The following is a 16330-nucleotide window of genomic DNA, read 5'->3' as shown; positions in this document are numbered from 1 at the left end:
AGTCAGGGCAGCAGGCCGTGGTCACGGGCGTAGACCGCCGCCTGGGTGCGGTCGCGCAGGCCGAGCCGCTGCAGGATGCGCGAGATGTGATTCTTCACCGTGCCCTCGCTGAGGTAGAGCCGGTCGGCGATCTCCCGGTTCGACGCCCCGCCGGCCACCAGCCGCAGCACGTCGAGCTCCCGCGCCGTCAGCGGCACCCGCCCCTCCGGGGCCCGGACGCCGCCCGAGGCCACCAGGCGGGCGGTGACGGCCGGGTCGAGCTGGGTGACGCCGGCGTGCGCGAGCCGCACGGCCGCCGCGAGGTCCCGTACGGGCAGGTCTTTCAGCAGGTAGCCGATGGCGCCGGCGCGCAGCGCCTCCAGGACGTACTCCTCGTCGTCGAACGTCGTCAGCATGACCACGCGGACCTCCGGCGCGCGGTCGCGGAGCGCGGCGACGGCCCGCACCCCGTCCATGCGCGGCATGCGCACGTCCATCAGCACGACGTCGGGCCGCAGCGCGACCGCCCGCTCGACCGCCTCGTGGCCGTCGGCCGCCGTGCCGGCCACGGTGATGCCGGGCTGGACGCCGAGCAGCGACGCGATGGCCTCCCTGATCAGCCCCTGGTCGTCGGCGACCAGCACCCGCACCGGCCGCTCGTTCACGCCGCGCCCCCGCGGGGGACGGTGACGGTGAGCCGGGTGCCCCCGCCGGGCGGCGCGCCGATGTCGAGGCGGCCCCCGGCGAGCTCGACCCGCTCGCGCATGCCGAGCAGCCCGTAGCCCTCGCTCCCGGGCGTGAACCCGCGCCCGTCGTCACTTACCACCAGCTGCGCGGCCCGCCGGTCGAGCGACGCGACGACCGACACGCGCGTGGCGCGGGCGTGCCGGCGGGCGTTCGTGATGCCCTCCTGCGCCGCCCGGTAGAGCGCCCGCAACGCCGCCGGATCGTGGCCGCCCTCGTCGCCGGAGAACTGGAGAACCACATCGGTCTGCCCGTCGACCAGGGCCGACAGCGCCTCTTGGAGGCGGAAGGGCTCGCGCAGGGTGCGCACCGAGCGCCGCACGTCCTCCAGCGCCCGCCGCGCCGAGCCGTGCGCGTCGGCGACCGCCCGGTCGGCCGCCTCGGCGTCGAGGCCGCGGAACGCGGTGGCCTTCTCCAGCAGCACCACGATCGCGGTCAGGTGGTGCCCGAGGTCGTCGTGGACGTCTCGGGCGACCCGGACGCGTTCGGCCGTCGCCGCCGCGGCGGCCAGTTCCCCGCGCGCCCTGCGCTCCTCGACCGCGACCGCCGCCATGGTCACCGCCAGCACCAGCCCCACGCAGAACATCAGCAGGTCGGACACCTGCGCGGCGTCGGCCAGCCAGCGCGGGTCGCGGACCAGCCCGGCCGCCACCAGCACCACGACACAGGCGACGGCGAGCGCCACGGACACCCTCCGCCCGAACGCGAAGTAGGCCGTGAACGGCACCAGCACGAACAGCACCCGCGACAACCCGGCCCCGTCGGCCGAGGCGACCAGCGTGAACAACGCCACCCGCACGACCAGCAGCAGCACCGGGTCGACCCGGTGCTCCCACCGGTCGAGGAGGGTCAGCGCCGCCAGCCCCGCGACGAACGGGACGGGCCGGGTGTCGCCCAGCCCGGCGAGCCAGGCGTACACCCCCGCGAGAAGGACCGCGCCGTAGAGGACCGGCGACACCCACGGCACCGGACGGGACAGGGGCATGTCCGAAAGACTACGGTCGGTCCGCATACCGTCGCACCGACAACGACAACCAGATGAGCGTCACGGCGACCAGGACGTGCAGCAGACTCGTGAACGGGCTGTCGGGCAGCGACGCGCCGGCCGCGAGCGCCGTCAGCGTGACGCCGTAGGCGGCGGCGGGGACCTTCGGGAACACGCCCGCGCGCAGCATCGCGACGGAGAACAGGACCGTACCCGCCACGAACACGGCCGTGCCGGCGAGCAGGACGATCTTCGTGGGGCCGGTGAGGAGTTCCCGCGTGACCGTGCCGTCGAGGAAGAAGACGACCACGTTGAGCGCGAAGGCGATGCCGGCGAACAGGGTGAGGCCGATCAGGTTGACGGCGTAGGCGATCTCGCCGAACCGGCCCGAGACCTCGCTCTGGCGCAGGTGGAAGGCGGTGAGCGCGGGCGGGCCGAACGCGGCGCCGAGGCCGATGACGAGGCTGGTGACCGTCGTCTCGCCGGTGAACGCCTCGACGGCGCCCGGGATGCCGACGGACAGGGCCATGACGACGCCGCAGACGACGCCCAACCGGAGAAGGGACATGGGGGAGGCTCCTTGATCGGGGGATTCCGACGGTAGGAGCGGGGGCGTGTCCGGATAAGTGCCGCCGGTCATGGTGCCGTCACGGGTTCGGCGGCCGTGGTCATGTGCCGCCGTCCTCGCGGTGCACGAGCAGCATGAACGTCCGGGCATAGGACATCCCGTCGGCCGGGCGGGGCCAGCCGAGACCCGCCAGCAGTTGCGAAGCCGCCTCGTGGCGCACCCCGTCGACGCGGACCTCGGCGGTCTCGTCGAGACCGCCCGGGCCGTGGCCGCCCCCGAAGATCACCTTGATGCCGATCAGGTGATCGCGGTCGAACCCGCCGCGCAGAACGGGAGCCAGCGCGGGCAGGAGCACGTTGTCCGCGGCCCAGACCTGCACCGCCAGGTGATCGTCCCCGACGCCCCAGCCGACGACCCCGCCGTGAATGGAGTGCCACCCCGGGAACCCGTCGGGATCGTCGGAGGAGAAGTGCGTGGCCAGGGTGCCGTTCTGCGCCAGCAGTTCGAGCACCGCGCTGCCGGTGGTGTCGAGCCACACGCGGATCGCGCGGGTCACGGCCTCCTCCACGGTCGCGCCGAACCCCCCGACGCAGTCGGTGATCGTGGTGCTCTCAGGCCGGTCGACGTTTAGCACGAAGTCGAGGTCGAGGTGACCCGGGTGATCGGGGTGCGTGTGCCGGAGCACGACGCCCAGGGTGCCGGGGCCCTTGGCCAGCCGGCCCTCGACCTGCCAGGGCTTCCCCATCGCCTCGGACAAGTGGTGGGCCACCATGCCCAGCACGACCTCATCGGACAGGCGCTCGCCGTTCATCGGGTTCTCCGCTCACATCTCGCCGTGATCATCCGACCAGACGGTAACGGACTTCAGGTGAACACCTCAGCACCGACCTCCGGCCGATGAACGACACCGCCATTCCCGTTGGGGGGAACCTGTTCACCGGGCACGTGCGGCGGTCTTATGGTGTTTCGAAGAGGCGCGAGCCACGCCTATCGCGGCGGCTCGGGATAGAACAGGATCAGGTGCTCTTCCCTGGGTGGAGCACCCCGTTTCCAGACGCGCAAATTCCACGACCCGACGCCGACCTCAATGGGTTCCAGATCGGAATCGGCGAGGTTCACCACCCCGGCATCCGCCCGGAACCCCCTTTCGACGACGTCACGCCACCCCTTCGGCCGCCCAGAAGGTTTCGCCCTGAACGTCTTCACAGTCACGCAGACCGCGCCCTTCCTCGTCTCCACCGGAACCGCCGCCACCCCGTGATCGGGTTCCATCCCGGCGGCGTCGACCAGCCGGTACCCCTCGCCGTCGACGAACGCCGCGGCGGTCACCGACGTCCGGCTCCGCACCTGCGGCCACGGGTCTTCGCAGGACCCCGCCACGGAGTACCGCCGGAGGGCTTCCTCCTCCCGGTGCCGCGCGGCCTTCCACACCAGCCGCTCCCCGCCGACGGCGACGGCCGCCTCCGGGCACAGGAACACCAGGCTGACCGCGTCGTCCGCGCCGAAATCCCGGTCCCGGCAGGCCGCCCGCCCGGCCTTCAGGACATACGCGTCGGGCGGCGCCGACCCGTAACGGATCTCCCGCGCCTTGCACAGATACGCCATCTCCCGGTTCTCGGGCCGGGTGTCCCCGTAGGCGCGTTCGACGAACATGATGCAGTCGTCGGCCGTGTTCCGGATCTCCGTCCCGCACCCCGCCGTAAGCAGGATCAGCGCCGCCGCCAGCCCTTTCCTCATAGAACCGCCGATCGTAGCGCTCGCCGCCGTCGAGGGTGAAAAGCCGTTTCTTTTACGGCTCCGCCTCCACGCTCCCGATCCACTCAGGAAGAGAACACCGAAACAGACTCCTCGGCGGCATCAGCCGCCCGGTGTTCGACTCGCCCTCAACGCCGGGCAACAGGCGGGTCCAGCCGCGCGGACGACGGTCTGACACCCGGACTGCGCATGAAATCATTCGCCACATGATCGTTCATTTACCGAGCACGACGTAGGCCGCCATGGATCGCGCGCGGCAACTGGCCGGCGAGGTGCTTCTGTGCCTCTTCCTGGTGCTCCTGGGCACCGGGATCTATTCGATGACGCAACCGTCCGTCGCGTACAACGGAGCCCTGGACTCCGTCTATTCGGACGGATCTCTGGACTCCCTCTATTCGATGGTCAGCTATTACAACGCGCAAGACGGTCTGCTCGCCCAACTGCTCCACGGAGACGTCTCCACGATGTTCCTGGCCGGCACGGTCGTCTGGGCGCTGCTCGGCCGCTACCGCGAAGGCCCCGCCGTGTTCGCGCTCGGCCTGCTGATGCTCCTCGTCTCCAACACGTGGGTGCACCTGGCAGCCGCGCTGGTCGTCGCGGTCATCCTGGTCCGCAGCTCCTGGCAGGAGGCCAGAGTCAACCGGCGCACACCGGGTTTCGTGGCCGCGACCCTGGCCTTCACGGCGTTCCTGGTCGTCGTGATCTGACGGGCGTCATTCGGTGTGAGAAGACCTCCGCCACCGGCAACACCACGTGCTGGACGTCGCCTGGCGCCGCCTCGACTGGGCCGCCGACGTCCTCCAGGCGTCCGACAACGCGGCGGCTCACGCGTCTGGGCCGGCTAGGGAACCCGAGCTGTGGGCACGTAGGCGAAGGCTGGCAGGGCGCCCTGGGCGACCAGGGCCATGGCCTGCGCCTTGACGGCGAACATGGCGGCCACGGCCGAGCCCATCTTCTGGGGGGCGCCGTCGAGGGCCTCGTCCAGGGCCTGGAGCAGGGTGCGGTAGGCCCGGTTGAACTCCTCCGACGAGGCGGTCGTGGTGATCGGGTAGACGCCCGCCGGGTCGACCGTGATCGGGTCGCCCGTCGGGCCGGAGTTCGGCGTGTCGCCGCGCTGGTAGCGGCGGCCCGACTTGAGCTCCACGAAGCGGTAGTAGTGGGCGACCTCGTCGCGTTCGGGGTGGAAGACGTCCTTGTCGCCGTCCCAGACCTCGTCGCGGGCCAGGCCCTCGCCCTGTTCGACGATCTCGTCCAGCGCCGCCAGTCCCGACTCCAGGTCGGTGACCGCGATCAGCCGGCCGGCCGTGTGGCGGAAGTGGCTCGCGCCGATCTGGCGAGCGGGGTCGCCGGTGAAGACGGCCTGCTCGCCCAGCCGGGCGCACAACACGCGCAGGCCGTTCTCGATCGCGGCGTAGAACTGGCCGATCGTGTCGTAGCCTTCCGCCTGCGCCGGGGTGCCTTCGGGCGTGGGCGCTTCGAGGCGCAGGAAGTTCTCCAGCGCCGCCGGGCCGAACGGCTCCAGCGACAACGTCAGGTTGCCGTGGGGCAGCGTGCGCGGGAACGGCTTCATGTTTTCAGGCGTGTCGAGCCGGGGCCGGCCGCCCACGGCGTTCAGCAGGTTGGCGGCCAGCGTGAGGTGCAGCATCTCCTCCGCGAACACGCTCCCGACCACGTCCACCGCCTCGGGGTTGCGTTCCGGGTCGAGGGTGTAGAGCGCGCACAGGTAGGGCGGGAGGGTGGCGTGCTCCAGCTCGACCGCCCACTGCAGGTGCTCTCGCAGCTCATCGAGTGTCTCCATGTGATCGTTTCCCCCTGGTCGTTTCGTCTGTGGACGTCAGCTGGGACAGGGGAGAGCCGCGAGTTGTGACATGGTCTTCGACGTCGTGACCGGCGCGCATCACGTCAGCCGGAGATCTGCCGATGGAGCCAGTCCAGGCCCTCTTCGGCGTGGCCGGCGACGGTGAAATGGCTGTCGTCGGCGCGGAGCCGGAGTTCGGCCGTCGGGCAGTGGGCCGCCAGCCACGTGGCGTGGGAGGCGGGGACGACCCGGTCGGCGGTGCCGTGCAGGAGCAGGACGGGGGCGCTGATCGTGGCCGGGTCGCAGCCCCAGGGGTGGGTGTAGGAGACGTCGTCGTCGACCTGACCGTAGGGGCCGGCGTCCAGGGCCGGCTCGCTCACCTTCCCCAGCCAGCTCCACGGCCCTTCGAAGAAGGCCAGGTCGGCGGCGGTGAACTCGCAGTCGTAGGCGAAACCCGACTCCTCCAGCGCCGCCCGCACCTCGCGGCCCGCCGCCGCCGTTCCCAGGGCGGCCACCCCGGACGGGATCATCCCGGCGAACCAGTCGAGCCCGTCGGCGCCGTAGGGGGCGATGCCGGCCAGGCTCACCACCGCCCGGACCCGATCACCCAGGACGGCGGCGCACCCCAGGGCGTAGGTCCCGCCGCCGGAGTACCCCACGACGGCGAACCGGCCGAGGCCGAGCGCGTCGGCGACGGCTGCCGCGTCGGCGGCGACCGAGGCGACGGTGCGCCCCGGCGCGACGCCCGACCCTCCGTAGCCGGGCCGGTCGAACGACACCCAGCGCAACCCCAGCCTGTCGGCGGCGGCGAAGAGCGGCTCGGGCGGCGCTCCCAGGTTGGGGGTGCCGTGATGCCACAACACCGGCAGCGACTCGTTCGTCGCGGGGCCGGTGTCGTACACGTGCAGCGTGCGGCCCCCGGCCAGCTCGACGTCCAGCTCGATCATGCCGCGATGGTAGCGACCACCACCGTCAGGACCGCGGCGTCGCGGCAGCGAACCGTCCCGAGGCGATCAGGACGACGACGAGCGCGAGCGTCCCAGAGGCCCCGATTCCCGCTGGGTGTGGTGGGCGACGACTCGGTCAGTCGGGCCGGAACGCGGTGACGATCCAGATCGCGGCCTCCAGGCGCACCCCGTCAGGACCGGCGTGCTCGGCGAGGGCGGTTCGCATGTCGCGCAGCGCGGCCTCCCGGTCGGCGTCGGCCACGGCGGCCAGCTGGGCTCGGCCGGGTCCGGTGCCGGCCAGGTATTCGGCCGCGTCGGCGACGTCGGTTCCCACGGGGAGCGGCACTCGTACGCCGTCGAGCCGGACGCGGGCGAACCCGGCCCCGGTCAGCAGGCGCTCGACCACCTCGGGGTCGGATTGGGTGAACATGCGGCGGTCGCGCAGGTCGACGGCGGTGACGGCGTGGCGCATGATCGCCTCGCCGGGGACGGTGAGCCAGGGGTTGACGTCCGGAGGCTGCCAGGTCGCCATGATCAGCCGCCCGCCGGGGACCAGGCCGCCTGCCGTCGCGGCCAGGGCGCGGGCGGGGTCGGCGAAGAACATGGTGCCGAACCGGCTGATCACCGCGTCGAACGGTCCGGGCAGCGGGTGGGTCTCCGCGTCGGCGTGGACGAAACTTGCGTTGGCGACACCGCCCGACTCCTGACGGGCGCGGGCCACCCGCAACATGGGCGCCGAGACGTCCAGACCGGTGGCGGTCCCGCCGGGCGCGACCTGACCCGCGGCGAGAAGCGTGGTGGCTCCGCAGCCGCAGCCGACGTCCAGCACCCGCTCTCCGGGCCGCAGTCGGGCGGCGCCGAACAGCGAGTCGCCGACCGGGGCCAGCACCCGATCGCGCCGGTCGGCGTCGGCGGCCCACCGCTCGCCGTCGTCGTCGTTCCAGATCTGCGCCACCCGTCAACCGTAGCCCAGCCGACCGTTCAGCCGACGGTGCCGGACGACGGTCCCGGAACGGGGCGGCCGGAAGAGCCGCTTCCGATGCCCGGACCCCGGGCTGACCCCGCATCTGTCCGCCCGGAGTCCCGGTCGCGAGCGCTCCTCCGCCGACGTCTCCGCGATGTACCCGGCCGGCACGGTCGTCTGGGCGCTGCTCGGCCGCTACCGCGAGGGCCCCGCCGTGCTCGCGCTCGGCCTGCTGATGGCCCTCGTCTCCAACACGTGGATACACCTGCTCGCCGGGGTGATCATCGCGGTCCTCCTGGTCCGCAGCTCCTGGCAGGAGGCCAGAGCCAACCGGCGCACGTTGGGCTTCGTGGCCATCGTCCGCATATGTCCGATGACCACGGTCGCGGTTCATACGTCCAAGGTGCTGCACCCGGGATGCGATCGTGCCCGGACGATGTCGTTCGTGGCATGGACCGCGGGCCGCTCGCTGGTCGCGCTCGGCCTCCTGGTGGCGGGCAGTGGGTGATCACGTCAGCGATGTGGGGGTAGGGTTCCCGCGCTTTTGCGACACTGTGTGGTTGTGCGGGAACGGAATGTCGCGGCCGAGGTGATTCGTGAGCGACTGGTGGAGGCGCGGGCGGGGCGTGGCGGGGCGGTGTTCGTCCATGGGGATGCGGGGATGGGGAAGAGCTGGTTGCTCGGTCAGGTCGCCGGTGACGGTCTGCGCATCGGGCGGGCTTACGGCTCGCCGATCGCGTCGGGGGTGCCCTTCGACGTGATGACGCAGGCCCTGTCCGGTCTGGGCGTCGACGGGATGTCGGCCGACACGATGGCGGGGCGGTGTTACCGCGTGTGGCATGCGTTGCGGTCCTGGTCCGGTGATCCGGCGGTGCTGGTCATCGACGATCTCCACTGGGCCGACGCCGACTCGCTCACCCTGCTGGCGTTCCTGGGCCGGCGCCTGGGCGCCTGCCGGGTGGCGGTCGTGGCGGGTCTGCGGGCGTGGCCTCCAGCGGCTTTGGACCTCGCGCGTGATCTGGAGGAGAGCGGGTGCGCGCGTACGGTCGAGCTCGAACCCCTGAGCGAGCCCTCGTCGGCCGCCCTGCTGACCCGGCGGTCGGGTCACGAACTGCCGGCCGAGACGGTACGCACGCTGTGGACGATGTGCGCGGGCAACCCGCTGCTCCTGGAGCATGCCGCGGGGTTGCTCACGGCGGGCGCCGACCTGGGCCGGCTGGAACTGCGGCCGCCCGATGTCGCGCGCAGGGAGCTGCTGGTCCGGCGTTTCATCGGGGCGACGCCCGAACAGATGCGGTGTGCGCGGGCGGGCAGCGTCCTGGGGTTGTCCTTCGAGCCGCGGATCGCGGTGGAACTGGCGGGCCTCGATCACGATGAGGGTGACGAGGCCGTCGCGGGGCTTCAGACCGGCCGGCTGGTCCGGGAGGCCTCCGGCGACCGGGTCGAATACGTCCATCCGCTGTTCCAGCAGATCCTGTACGACGAGATGCCGACCTCCACCCGGTCACTGCTGCACACCCGCGCGTTCGACCTGCTGACGCGGCGGGGTTGCCGGGCGGAGGCGGCCGAGCACGCGCTGCGCGGGAACATGGCCGGCGACCGGCGGGCCGTGGCGGTGCTGGAACGGGTGGGCCGTGACGCGCTCGCCGTCGGCGCGACCGAGACCGCCGTACGCTATCTCGCAGGGGCGCATCGCCTGGCGGGAGACCATGCCGGTCCGGGCTTGAGCCTGGCCACCGGGCGGGCCCTCATGGCGGTGGGCAGGGCGGGTGAGGCGGTCGCGATGCTGGGGGCGCTCTCCCGGCACGACGCCACCGACACGGCGACCGCCGCGCAGGCCGCGTGGATGGCCGGACGCGCCGGATACCAGGCAGGTGACCACCGGCAGGCCGAACGTGACCTCGCGCGGGCCGTCGACCTGGCCGGGGACCGGGCCCCGGCGATCGCCGTCGAGGCGCTGCTGGACCACGCCAACTTCCAGCACCTGACCGACGGCAGCCGGGCGCTTCCTCTCGCCGCCCGCGCCCTGGCACGCTGCGCCGGCGTCGATCCGGCTCTGCGCCGCCGCGTCACCTCCATGCACGGGTACATCGCGTTCCTGGGCGCGGACCTCGCCGGACTCGAGGAGGTCACCCGGGCCGCGCGGGAGATCGAGGACGATCCCGCAGCGCAGCTGGCCGACGTCCAGGGCACGTGGGGCGCGCTGAGCAACCACGCCTTCTCCACCAAGTGGGCCGAGCGCTTCACCGAGTGCGAGATGGCGTTCGCCCGGGTCATCGCCGCCGCCGAGCGGGCCGGCGCGATCGGTACGCTGAGCATGCTGTACACCTCCCGCTCCGAGTTCCTGATGCGGGTCGGCCGGCTCCGCGAGGCCGTCGCGAGCGTGGAGCAGGCACGTGCGGTCAAGGACCTGGCTCCGATGTCGGAGCGCTACGTGGCCGCAATGGAGAGCTGGCCCCTGCTGCTGTCGGGTGACCTGGAGGAGTGCGAGCGGCGCTGCGCCCAGGTCGAGCGGAGCGCGTCGAGACTGAGCGACGTCGGCTCCCTGATCGCCATCTGGTACGTCCGGGGCCGCCGCGCCCTGGGCGAAGGCGACCTCGTCACGGCGTGCGCGCAGTTCGACCTGCTCGACGAGACGACGCGGCGCGTCGGCATCCTCGAGCCGTGCCTGGTCCCCTTCGCGCGGGACGCGATGGTGGCGTACACGAGAATCGGACGCCGCGATCGGGCCGAGCGGCTGGTCGCGCGGCTTGAGGAGGTCTCGGCCCGGCTTCCCTGCGTCTGGCCGAGGATCGCGGCCGCGACCGGCCGGGCGCTGCTCGCCGACGACCCCTCGGTGACGGAGGCCGAGTTCGAGACCGCGCTCGCCCTGCACGACACCACCGATCAGCCCTTCGAGAAGGTGGAGACCCAGATCCTGTACGGCGCCTGGCTGCGCCGGACCGGCCGGCCCGCGCGAGCCCGGCCCCTGCTCACCGACGCCGCCGCCACGGCCGCCCGCGCCGGCGCCCGGTGGCTCGCCGACCGGGCGCACGAGGAACTGCGCCGCGCCGACGGCCGCCGCCGGACCACCGACCCCCGGGCGCTGACCCCGGCCGAGGCGCGAACCGCGACGCTGGCCGCGAAGGGGCTGACCAACGCCGAGATCGCCGAGCGGCTGTCGGTCACCGTCAGAACCGTCGAAACCCACTTGAGCAGGGTGTACACGAAGCTGCGGGTGTCCCGGCGCGAGCTCATCCTGCGTGGTCTGACGCCCTAAACATCAGTGGTTCCCGCGATGCCCGCGTGCGTGCCGCGATCCGATCCTGGATACGTCGAACCCACGCCCCTGGAGGTTGCACATGTCACGTCCCCGCAGGTCGTTCGTGGCCGGAGCCGCTCTCACGCTGCTCACCGGGTTGGCCGTGGCCGCCGCCCCGCCGGCCGCCGCCAGTGACCACCGAAGCCTGACCACCTGGTATCACTGGGGTCGGCAGGACAACTTCAGCGCCGCCACCACCACCCAGGACTCCGCCGCCGAAGCCGCCGGATACGAGCTCATCCGGCGCGAGGAGGCCTGGGTGCTCTCCCGCCGGACCGGCGACTCCGCCACGCAGCGACCCCTGTACCTGTATTACAGCAGCGCCCGGGGCGACAACGTGAGCGCCGCCCATCCGGAGACGGTCGCTGCGGCGGTGAGCGCCGGCTACACCTACCAGGGACTGCAGGGCTACGTCTGGACCACCCGGCAGCCGGGCACCGTGCCGCTCTACCAGTACTGGCATCCCGGCCGGGGTGACAACTTCGCCGCGGCCTCGCCGCAGGGCATCGCCGCGGCGGTCGGCGCGGGCTACGTCCGGGTCCGCGTCGAAGGGTACGTCTATCCCGGCACGGCCTTCTGAGAGCCGGCACCACCCGAAGGTCGGTGCGGGTGCCCGGCGGACACGAACTGTCCCGTGGCGACCAGGATGACGACGAGCGCGAGCGGCACGATCCAGCCGCTCCAGCCGAGGATCGTCGCCTGCGTGGTGTCGACGTGCTCGCCGGCCCTCGCGAAGAGGAGATAGGTCCCGCCCGCCCCGTTGAACGCGGCGTGCGCGAGGGCAGCGGGCCACACCGACCCCGACCGCAGCCGCAACCAGCCGAAGACGGCCCCGACCAGGATGCACATCACGACCATCGCCGTCAGGCCGAGCCAGCCCGGCGCGTCGGGGTAGTTGTACCCGAGGAGGATGAGCGGGGCGTGCCACAGGCCCCAGATCACGCCCGAGATCAGCAGGGCCGGCAGCGTGCCGAGCGGCATCAGCTTCGGCAGCAGCCAGCCTCGCCATCCGAGTTCCTCGCCCAGCGCCGGGATGAGGTTGATGAGCGCCGCGAAGGGGAGCGCGGCGACCTGGATGACGACCAGGGCGCCGATCGGGATCGGGATCTCCGCCGCTCCCGCCTGCTGGGCGAGCACCTGCCTGAACGCGGAGAAGTTCACGAAATCGGCCGGGAAGACGCCCAGCAGCGCACCGACCGGGAGCGCCGCCAGGACGAGCGCGATGGACACGCCGATCCCGGCCGCCCCGTAGCCGAGCACCCGGCGGACCGGTCGCAGCGGCCACAGCCCGAGCGTCGCCGGCCCCTGCTGCGGCCGCTCCATGAGGAACACGACGACGAGGGCGGCGATCGCCGGGGTGGTCATCGTGGCGACGGCCACGACGGTGAACCACGGGCTGGCGAGGCCGTCGCCGAACCAGAGCGGCAGCGCGAGCAGCCAGGCGAGCCCGAACGCCACAGCGGTGAACACGCCGATGGATCGCAGATCACGGCCGGTCACGGCGTCTGCCTTTCGAGGATGTGCAGGCCGGCGATGGTGCGGTCGTCGCGGAACGCGATCCGTACCGTGTAGTCGCCCGCTTCCAGCGCGAGCGGCGTGTTCGTGATCGTCAGGTCGCCGGCCCGCACGATCTCGGGCTCTCCGCGCCCCTCGAACGCTCCCGCCAGGCCGACGATCTGCGCCCACGCGGCCGCCAGCGCGTCCTCCGACAATCCGTCGCGCATGCTGGGGTCGAACTGCTCGGTGACCTGCGTCCACTGCCCGGAGGCGAGGGCGTCGATCACCGAAGCGGCCAGTTCGGCGGCGCCGGGGAGCGGCGTGGTGTTCATGGGTTCTCCCGTTCTCGGGTCGATCGGTTTGCCGTAGCGCTGGAACGCCGCCTGCCGGGTCACGCCGAGCGCGTCGCCGATGACCTGCCACGTGGCGCCGCTCTGGCGGGCCTGCTGCACGACGGCGCGCACGACGTCGTCGGCGGCCGCCTGCATGCCCATGGCGTGCCCGATCGAGTCGGCCCAGTCGCCGCCCGTGGTCAGCACCCGTGCGGCGAGGAACGCGTCCATGCGCGCCTTCAACGCCCGCACCGCTTCTGTCAACGCATCTTGCATGCGTAAACCATAGCTTTACAAACAGGCCGTGCGTCAAGAGCGCCTGTACAGATCGGGTGCCGTCAGGGGGCGCCGCCGATGCCCGGGACGGCCGTCGTCCAGAAGCTGTCGCCCTTGTAGGCGCCCAGCTCGCGGGTCTTCCCGGTGCGCACGTCGAGGGCGTAGGCGGTGACGGCCTCGCCCTTCGCGCCGCAGTCGGGGCTGGGGAAGGCCAGCGCGAGGATCTCCCGCCGGTTGAGCCAGGTGCGCAGGTAGACGTTGTGGTCGTCCATCGGCAGGCGGGGGTTCCTGACGGTGGACACGACCTTGCCGGTCCGGGCGTCGAGGCGGACCAGGTCGCCGGGCACGCAGTCGTTGTTCCGGTCCCTCGCGTCTCGCAGGGCGACGACCGTGGTCCCGTCGGCCGAGGCCGCGCCGAACTGGTGGTAACCGTTGAGGGTGACGTCGGTCCGGGCGGTCATGGACGACGTGCTCCACAGATCGGTCATCGTCATCAGCCGGGCCTTGGGGGAGTAGGACGCCAGGACGAGCCGGTTGGCGTCCCGGGAGATCCAGATCGGGTGGAGCCGGTTGGGCAGCAGCCGGGTGCGCTGCTCGGCCATGTCGAACAGCATCGCCGGGTCCTTGAACTCCGGCACCTTCGAGAACGCCACATAGCGGCCGTCGTCGCTGATCACCAGCTTGGCCATCGAGCCCATCTTGGCGAGCGGGATCTTCGCGGGCGCCGCCGTGACCGTGCCGCTGGCCAGGTCGCGGGTGACGATCGTGCCGGCGGCGAGGCTGTAGTAGGCGATGACCCGGCCGTTTCCGGTGATCGCCAGCGGGCCGTTGCGGCCGGGGAGGGCGTCGTCCAGCGCGTACTCCTCCGTGCCGGCCACGAGCCGCCAGCCGGCGCCCCGGCAGTCCTCCGCCATCCCCTCGGCTTCCTTGCAGGGCAGCCGGTACGCCTGGGTCGCCCGCGTCGGCGGCTTCCTCTCGACGGCCGGAGCGGGCTCCTCGCCCCTGTGCAGGAGCCGCACCCCCACCATGACGCCCGCCACGATCACCACGACCATCACGCCCGCGGCCACCGACGTCAGGGCGCGGCGGCGGCGTCCGCGGCCCTCGAAGACCCGGTCGGCCAGGTCGACGTCGGGGGCCTGCTCGGCGATGTCGTCGAGCGCGTCGCGCAACCAGGTCATCGCCGCGCCTCCTCGATGTCGGTGAGAACGCCGGTGAACTCGCGCAGCCGCGCCAACGCGTGATGGGCCTGGCTCTTGACCGTGCCCAGCGAGCAGCCGAGGATCTCGGCGGTCTCCCGCTCGGTACGGTCCTCGTAGTAGCGCAGCACGATCACGGCTCGCTGCCGGGGGGACAACCGCATGAGGGCCCGCTGCACCATCAGCCGGGTCAGCGCGGTGTCCTCGCTCGTATAGGAGCGGTCGGGCGGTTCGGCCCGGGGAATCTCGCGCCGGGGCCGGCGCCGCCAGGAGATGTACTGGTTGACCAGCGCCTTGCGGACATAGGCGTCGGGCTGGTCGAGCCCGCTCCACTTGCCGAGCACCTTGATCAGCACACTCTGCAGCAGGTCCTCCGCCAGATGGGCGTCCCCGGTGAGCAGATAGGCGGTGCGGATCCAGGCCCGCTGATGCTGGCCCACGAACTCCCGGAAGCCCTCGTCTGCTCTCACACCCTCTATCGACGCCACCCGTGCCGCGAAAGGTTGGCCGCGGATTTCCGGCGGCCCGGGAAGGAGAACCTCAGTGTGAGCCGAGGAAGGACGACAGCAGTCGCCTGAACTCGTGCGGGTGCTCGAGCGCCGGCACGTGCCCGCATCGGCCGAACACGTGCAGCCGCACGTCGGCCAGGTGGTCGAGCAGGGGCAGCGCCGTGTCCCTGAGCGGGGTGACCCGGTCTTCCGCGCCGTGGACGAGCAGCACCGGCGCCTGGATCCCGGCCAGCGCCCCCGCCGAGACGGTGAGGTCGTCGGACCAGCGGGCCCGGGGCGGCGGGAACAACCGCGCGAACGCGTCGGCGCCCGCCTCCATCGCGGCCGCGCGGGCGGCGACGGCCTGGTCGGTCACCAGCGCCTGGTCGAGGACGAGACGGCTGAGCATGTCCTGCGCCCCGAGCGGGCCGGCGGGGGCGGCCCAGATCGCGTCGAGGTCGGGGGACAGCGGCGCCCCGGGGGCGCCCATCGTGGCGACCGCCACGACGTGGGTGACCTGCTCGGGGCGCGCGGCGGCCAGCGACAGCGCGACGGCGCCGCCCATGGAGTGGCCGACGACGGCGTACCGCTCGATGCCGAGGGCGTCCATCAGGCCGGCGGCCTGGTCGGTCCACACCTCGAGCCCGCCCCGGGAGCCCACCGGGAGCGGGGTGCGGCCGAAGCCCGCCTGGTCGGGGGCCACCAGGCGGAAGGAGGCGCCCAGCGCCTGGGCGGTGGCGGCCCAGGCGCCGGAGCCCGTCGTACCGGGTCCGGATCCGTGCAGCATCAGCACCGCGGGGCCGGTGCCGGCGTCCATGACCTGGACGGGGGAGCCGCCGACTGTGACGGTCTCAGGTGCCGTCACAGTCGACAGCTCCGGGGTGCTCATGCCGACAGGGACTTGGAGAAGACGTCCATCATCGCCCGGCCGAACTGGGGCATGTCCGGCCAGCCGCGGCAGGAGACCAGGTTTCCGTCGATGACGTCGGGGGCGTCGATGACGGTCGCGCCCGCGTTCTCCATGTCGCCGGTGATGGGCGGGAAGCAGGCCGTCTTGCGGCCCTTCAGCAGCCCGTACACGGCCGGCACCTGCGCGCCGTGGCACACCAGCGCGATGGGGAGGTTGCGCGCGAAGAAGTGCTCGGTGATGCGCCGGACGTCGGCGTCGACCCGGATCCACTCGGGGGCGCGGCCGCCGGGGATGATCAGGGCGTCGTAGCGCTCGACGTCGACCTCGGCCCACGGCACGTCGACCGGCAGCTTGCGGCCGTTCTTCTCGACGTAGGCGTCGGAGTTGGGGTCGAACTCGTGGATGACCAGCTGAACGTCACGCAACGTCCGTGACGAGACGTCGACGTCCCAGCCGCCCTCCTGAACGCGATAGTAGGGATACATGGTGTCGAGCTCTTCGGCGGCGTCGCCGGTCAGAAGCAGCGCTCTGGGCACCTACTTCTCCTCGCATCTGGGACGGGTGAGGTGGATCGGATCCAATCCGAT

General features: G+C 72.3%; 18 protein-coding genes. 4 read left to right on the top strand and 14 right to left on the bottom strand.

Features of this window, described 5'->3' with window-relative positions:
- Nucleotides 1–2: 2 nt before the first annotated feature.
- The 5 genes from AW274_RS25410 to AW274_RS25390 form a co-directional block, all read right to left on the bottom strand.
- The gene (locus AW274_RS25410) at nucleotides 3–644 is read right to left on the bottom strand and encodes a response regulator (protein WP_062436948.1); all 642 of its coding nucleotides are present in this window, start codon (nucleotides 642–644) and stop codon (nucleotides 3–5) included.
- Nucleotides 641–1708 (bottom strand): sensor histidine kinase, encoded by a 1068-nt coding sequence (locus AW274_RS25405; protein WP_062436946.1) that lies wholly within the window; start codon nucleotides 1706–1708, stop codon nucleotides 641–643. Before AW274_RS25405 ends, AW274_RS25410 begins: the two co-directional genes overlap by 4 nt.
- Nucleotides 1709–1718: 10 nt before the next feature.
- Nucleotides 1719–2276, bottom strand: coding sequence for a hypothetical protein (locus AW274_RS25400; protein ID WP_062436944.1), 558 nt, complete (start codon nucleotides 2274–2276; stop codon nucleotides 1719–1721).
- A gap of 100 nt (nucleotides 2277–2376) precedes the next feature.
- Nucleotides 2377–3087, bottom strand: a complete 711-nt coding sequence (locus AW274_RS25395; RefSeq protein ID WP_062436942.1) for a DUF6348 family protein — start codon at nucleotides 3085–3087, stop codon at nucleotides 2377–2379.
- 176 nt (nucleotides 3088–3263) lie between these two features.
- Complete coding sequence (locus tag AW274_RS25390) at nucleotides 3264–4013, bottom strand: hypothetical protein (RefSeq protein ID WP_062436939.1); 750 nt, start codon at nucleotides 4011–4013, stop codon at nucleotides 3264–3266.
- Between the two features lie 260 nt (nucleotides 4014–4273).
- Between AW274_RS25390 and AW274_RS25385 the strand changes: the two genes are divergently transcribed.
- Nucleotides 4274–4738, top strand: coding sequence for a hypothetical protein (locus AW274_RS25385; protein ID WP_062436937.1), 465 nt, complete (start codon nucleotides 4274–4276; stop codon nucleotides 4736–4738).
- A gap of 134 nt (nucleotides 4739–4872) precedes the next feature.
- On the opposite strand, the gene AW274_RS25380 is transcribed toward AW274_RS25385, so the two are convergent.
- The 3 genes from AW274_RS25380 to AW274_RS41495 form a co-directional block, all read right to left on the bottom strand.
- On the bottom strand, nucleotides 4873–5829 hold the full coding sequence (locus tag AW274_RS25380; protein ID WP_062436935.1) for a ferritin-like domain-containing protein: 957 nt from the start codon (nucleotides 5827–5829) through the stop codon (nucleotides 4873–4875).
- 104 nt (nucleotides 5830–5933) lie between these two features.
- Nucleotides 5934–6776: an alpha/beta fold hydrolase gene (locus AW274_RS25375; protein ID WP_062436933.1), complete on the bottom strand. Its 843-nt coding sequence runs from the start codon at nucleotides 6774–6776 to the stop codon at nucleotides 5934–5936.
- Nucleotides 6777–6912: 136 nt separating this feature from the next.
- On the bottom strand, nucleotides 6913–7731 hold the full coding sequence (locus AW274_RS41495; protein WP_062436931.1) for a class I SAM-dependent methyltransferase: 819 nt from the start codon (nucleotides 7729–7731) through the stop codon (nucleotides 6913–6915).
- A 163-nt stretch (nucleotides 7732–7894) separates the two neighbouring features.
- Here AW274_RS41495 and AW274_RS25365 point away from each other — a divergent pair, with 163 nt between their 5' ends.
- The 3 genes from AW274_RS25365 to AW274_RS25355 all read left to right on the top strand — a co-directional run bounded on the left by AW274_RS25365 (nucleotide 7895) and on the right by AW274_RS25355 (nucleotide 11621).
- Entirely contained in the window at nucleotides 7895–8248 is a 354-nt protein-coding gene (locus tag AW274_RS25365) for a hypothetical protein (RefSeq protein ID WP_062436929.1), read from the top strand.
- A gap of 54 nt (nucleotides 8249–8302) precedes the next feature.
- A complete protein-coding gene (locus AW274_RS25360; protein WP_157520714.1) occupies nucleotides 8303–10999 on the top strand; it encodes a helix-turn-helix transcriptional regulator in 2697 nt (898 codons plus the stop codon).
- An 82-nt stretch (nucleotides 11000–11081) separates the two neighbouring features.
- Nucleotides 11082–11621: a hypothetical protein gene (locus AW274_RS25355; RefSeq protein ID WP_062436925.1), complete on the top strand. Its 540-nt coding sequence runs from the start codon at nucleotides 11082–11084 to the stop codon at nucleotides 11619–11621.
- Here the strand turns inward: AW274_RS25355 and AW274_RS25350 are convergent.
- From AW274_RS25350 to AW274_RS25325, 6 genes are all read right to left on the bottom strand, one after another.
- Complete coding sequence (locus AW274_RS25350) at nucleotides 11600–12541, bottom strand: CPBP family intramembrane glutamic endopeptidase (RefSeq protein WP_062436923.1); 942 nt, start codon at nucleotides 12539–12541, stop codon at nucleotides 11600–11602. The genes AW274_RS25355 and AW274_RS25350 overlap by 22 nt on opposite strands.
- The gene (locus AW274_RS25345; RefSeq protein ID WP_062436921.1) at nucleotides 12538–13101 is read right to left on the bottom strand and encodes a DUF3887 domain-containing protein; all 564 of its coding nucleotides are present in this window, start codon (nucleotides 13099–13101) and stop codon (nucleotides 12538–12540) included. Before AW274_RS25345 ends, AW274_RS25350 begins: the two co-directional genes overlap by 4 nt.
- Nucleotides 13102–13208: 107 nt before the next feature.
- Nucleotides 13209–14327 (bottom strand): hypothetical protein, encoded by a 1119-nt coding sequence (locus AW274_RS25340; RefSeq protein WP_062436918.1) that lies wholly within the window; start codon nucleotides 14325–14327, stop codon nucleotides 13209–13211.
- On the bottom strand, nucleotides 14324–14815 hold the full coding sequence (locus AW274_RS25335; RefSeq protein ID WP_062436916.1) for a SigE family RNA polymerase sigma factor: 492 nt from the start codon (nucleotides 14813–14815) through the stop codon (nucleotides 14324–14326). Before AW274_RS25335 ends, AW274_RS25340 begins: the two co-directional genes overlap by 4 nt.
- Before the next feature lie 70 nt (nucleotides 14816–14885).
- The gene (locus AW274_RS25330; RefSeq protein ID WP_062437953.1) at nucleotides 14886–15698 is read right to left on the bottom strand and encodes an alpha/beta fold hydrolase; all 813 of its coding nucleotides are present in this window, start codon (nucleotides 15696–15698) and stop codon (nucleotides 14886–14888) included.
- Between the two features lie 20 nt (nucleotides 15699–15718).
- On the bottom strand, nucleotides 15719–16279 hold the full coding sequence (locus tag AW274_RS25325) for a DJ-1/PfpI family protein (RefSeq protein WP_062436914.1): 561 nt from the start codon (nucleotides 16277–16279) through the stop codon (nucleotides 15719–15721).
- Nucleotides 16280–16330 lie beyond the last annotated feature (51 nt).

The sequence above is a fragment of the Herbidospora daliensis genome (assembly GCF_001570585.1).
Taxonomy (GTDB): domain Bacteria; phylum Actinomycetota; class Actinomycetes; order Streptosporangiales; family Streptosporangiaceae; genus Herbidospora; species Herbidospora daliensis.
Note: the sequence above shows the minus strand (reverse complement) of the source record. Positions and strands in the feature narration are given on the sequence as shown.

What these genes read in the sequence shown, in the direction of transcription:
- AW274_RS25390 (WP_062436939.1), bottom strand. Translation starts at nt 4,013, where the DNA reads ATGAGGAAAGGGCTGGCGGCGGCGCTGATCCTGCTTACGGCGGGGTGC.
- AW274_RS25355 (WP_062436925.1), top strand. Translation starts at nt 11,082, where the DNA reads ATGTCACGTCCCCGCAGGTCGTTCGTGGCCGGAGCCGCTCTCACGCTG.
- AW274_RS25395 (WP_062436942.1), bottom strand. Translation starts at nt 3,087, where the DNA reads ATGAACGGCGAGCGCCTGTCCGATGAGGTCGTGCTGGGCATGGTGGCC.
- AW274_RS25380 (WP_062436935.1), bottom strand. Translation starts at nt 5,829, where the DNA reads ATGGAGACACTCGATGAGCTGCGAGAGCACCTGCAGTGGGCGGTCGAG.
- AW274_RS25375 (WP_062436933.1), bottom strand. Translation starts at nt 6,776, where the DNA reads ATGATCGAGCTGGACGTCGAGCTGGCCGGGGGCCGCACGCTGCACGTG.
- AW274_RS25345 (WP_062436921.1), bottom strand. Translation starts at nt 13,101, where the DNA reads ATGGACGCGTTCCTCGCCGCACGGGTGCTGACCACGGGCGGCGACTGG.
- AW274_RS25385 (WP_062436937.1), top strand. Translation starts at nt 4,274, where the DNA reads ATGGATCGCGCGCGGCAACTGGCCGGCGAGGTGCTTCTGTGCCTCTTC.
- AW274_RS25400 (WP_062436944.1), bottom strand. Translation starts at nt 2,276, where the DNA reads ATGTCCCTTCTCCGGTTGGGCGTCGTCTGCGGCGTCGTCATGGCCCTG.
- AW274_RS25365 (WP_062436929.1), top strand. Translation starts at nt 7,895, where the DNA reads ATGTACCCGGCCGGCACGGTCGTCTGGGCGCTGCTCGGCCGCTACCGC.
- AW274_RS25405 (WP_062436946.1), bottom strand. Translation starts at nt 1,708, where the DNA reads ATGCCCCTGTCCCGTCCGGTGCCGTGGGTGTCGCCGGTCCTCTACGGC.
- AW274_RS25340 (WP_062436918.1), bottom strand. Translation starts at nt 14,327, where the DNA reads ATGACCTGGTTGCGCGACGCGCTCGACGACATCGCCGAGCAGGCCCCC.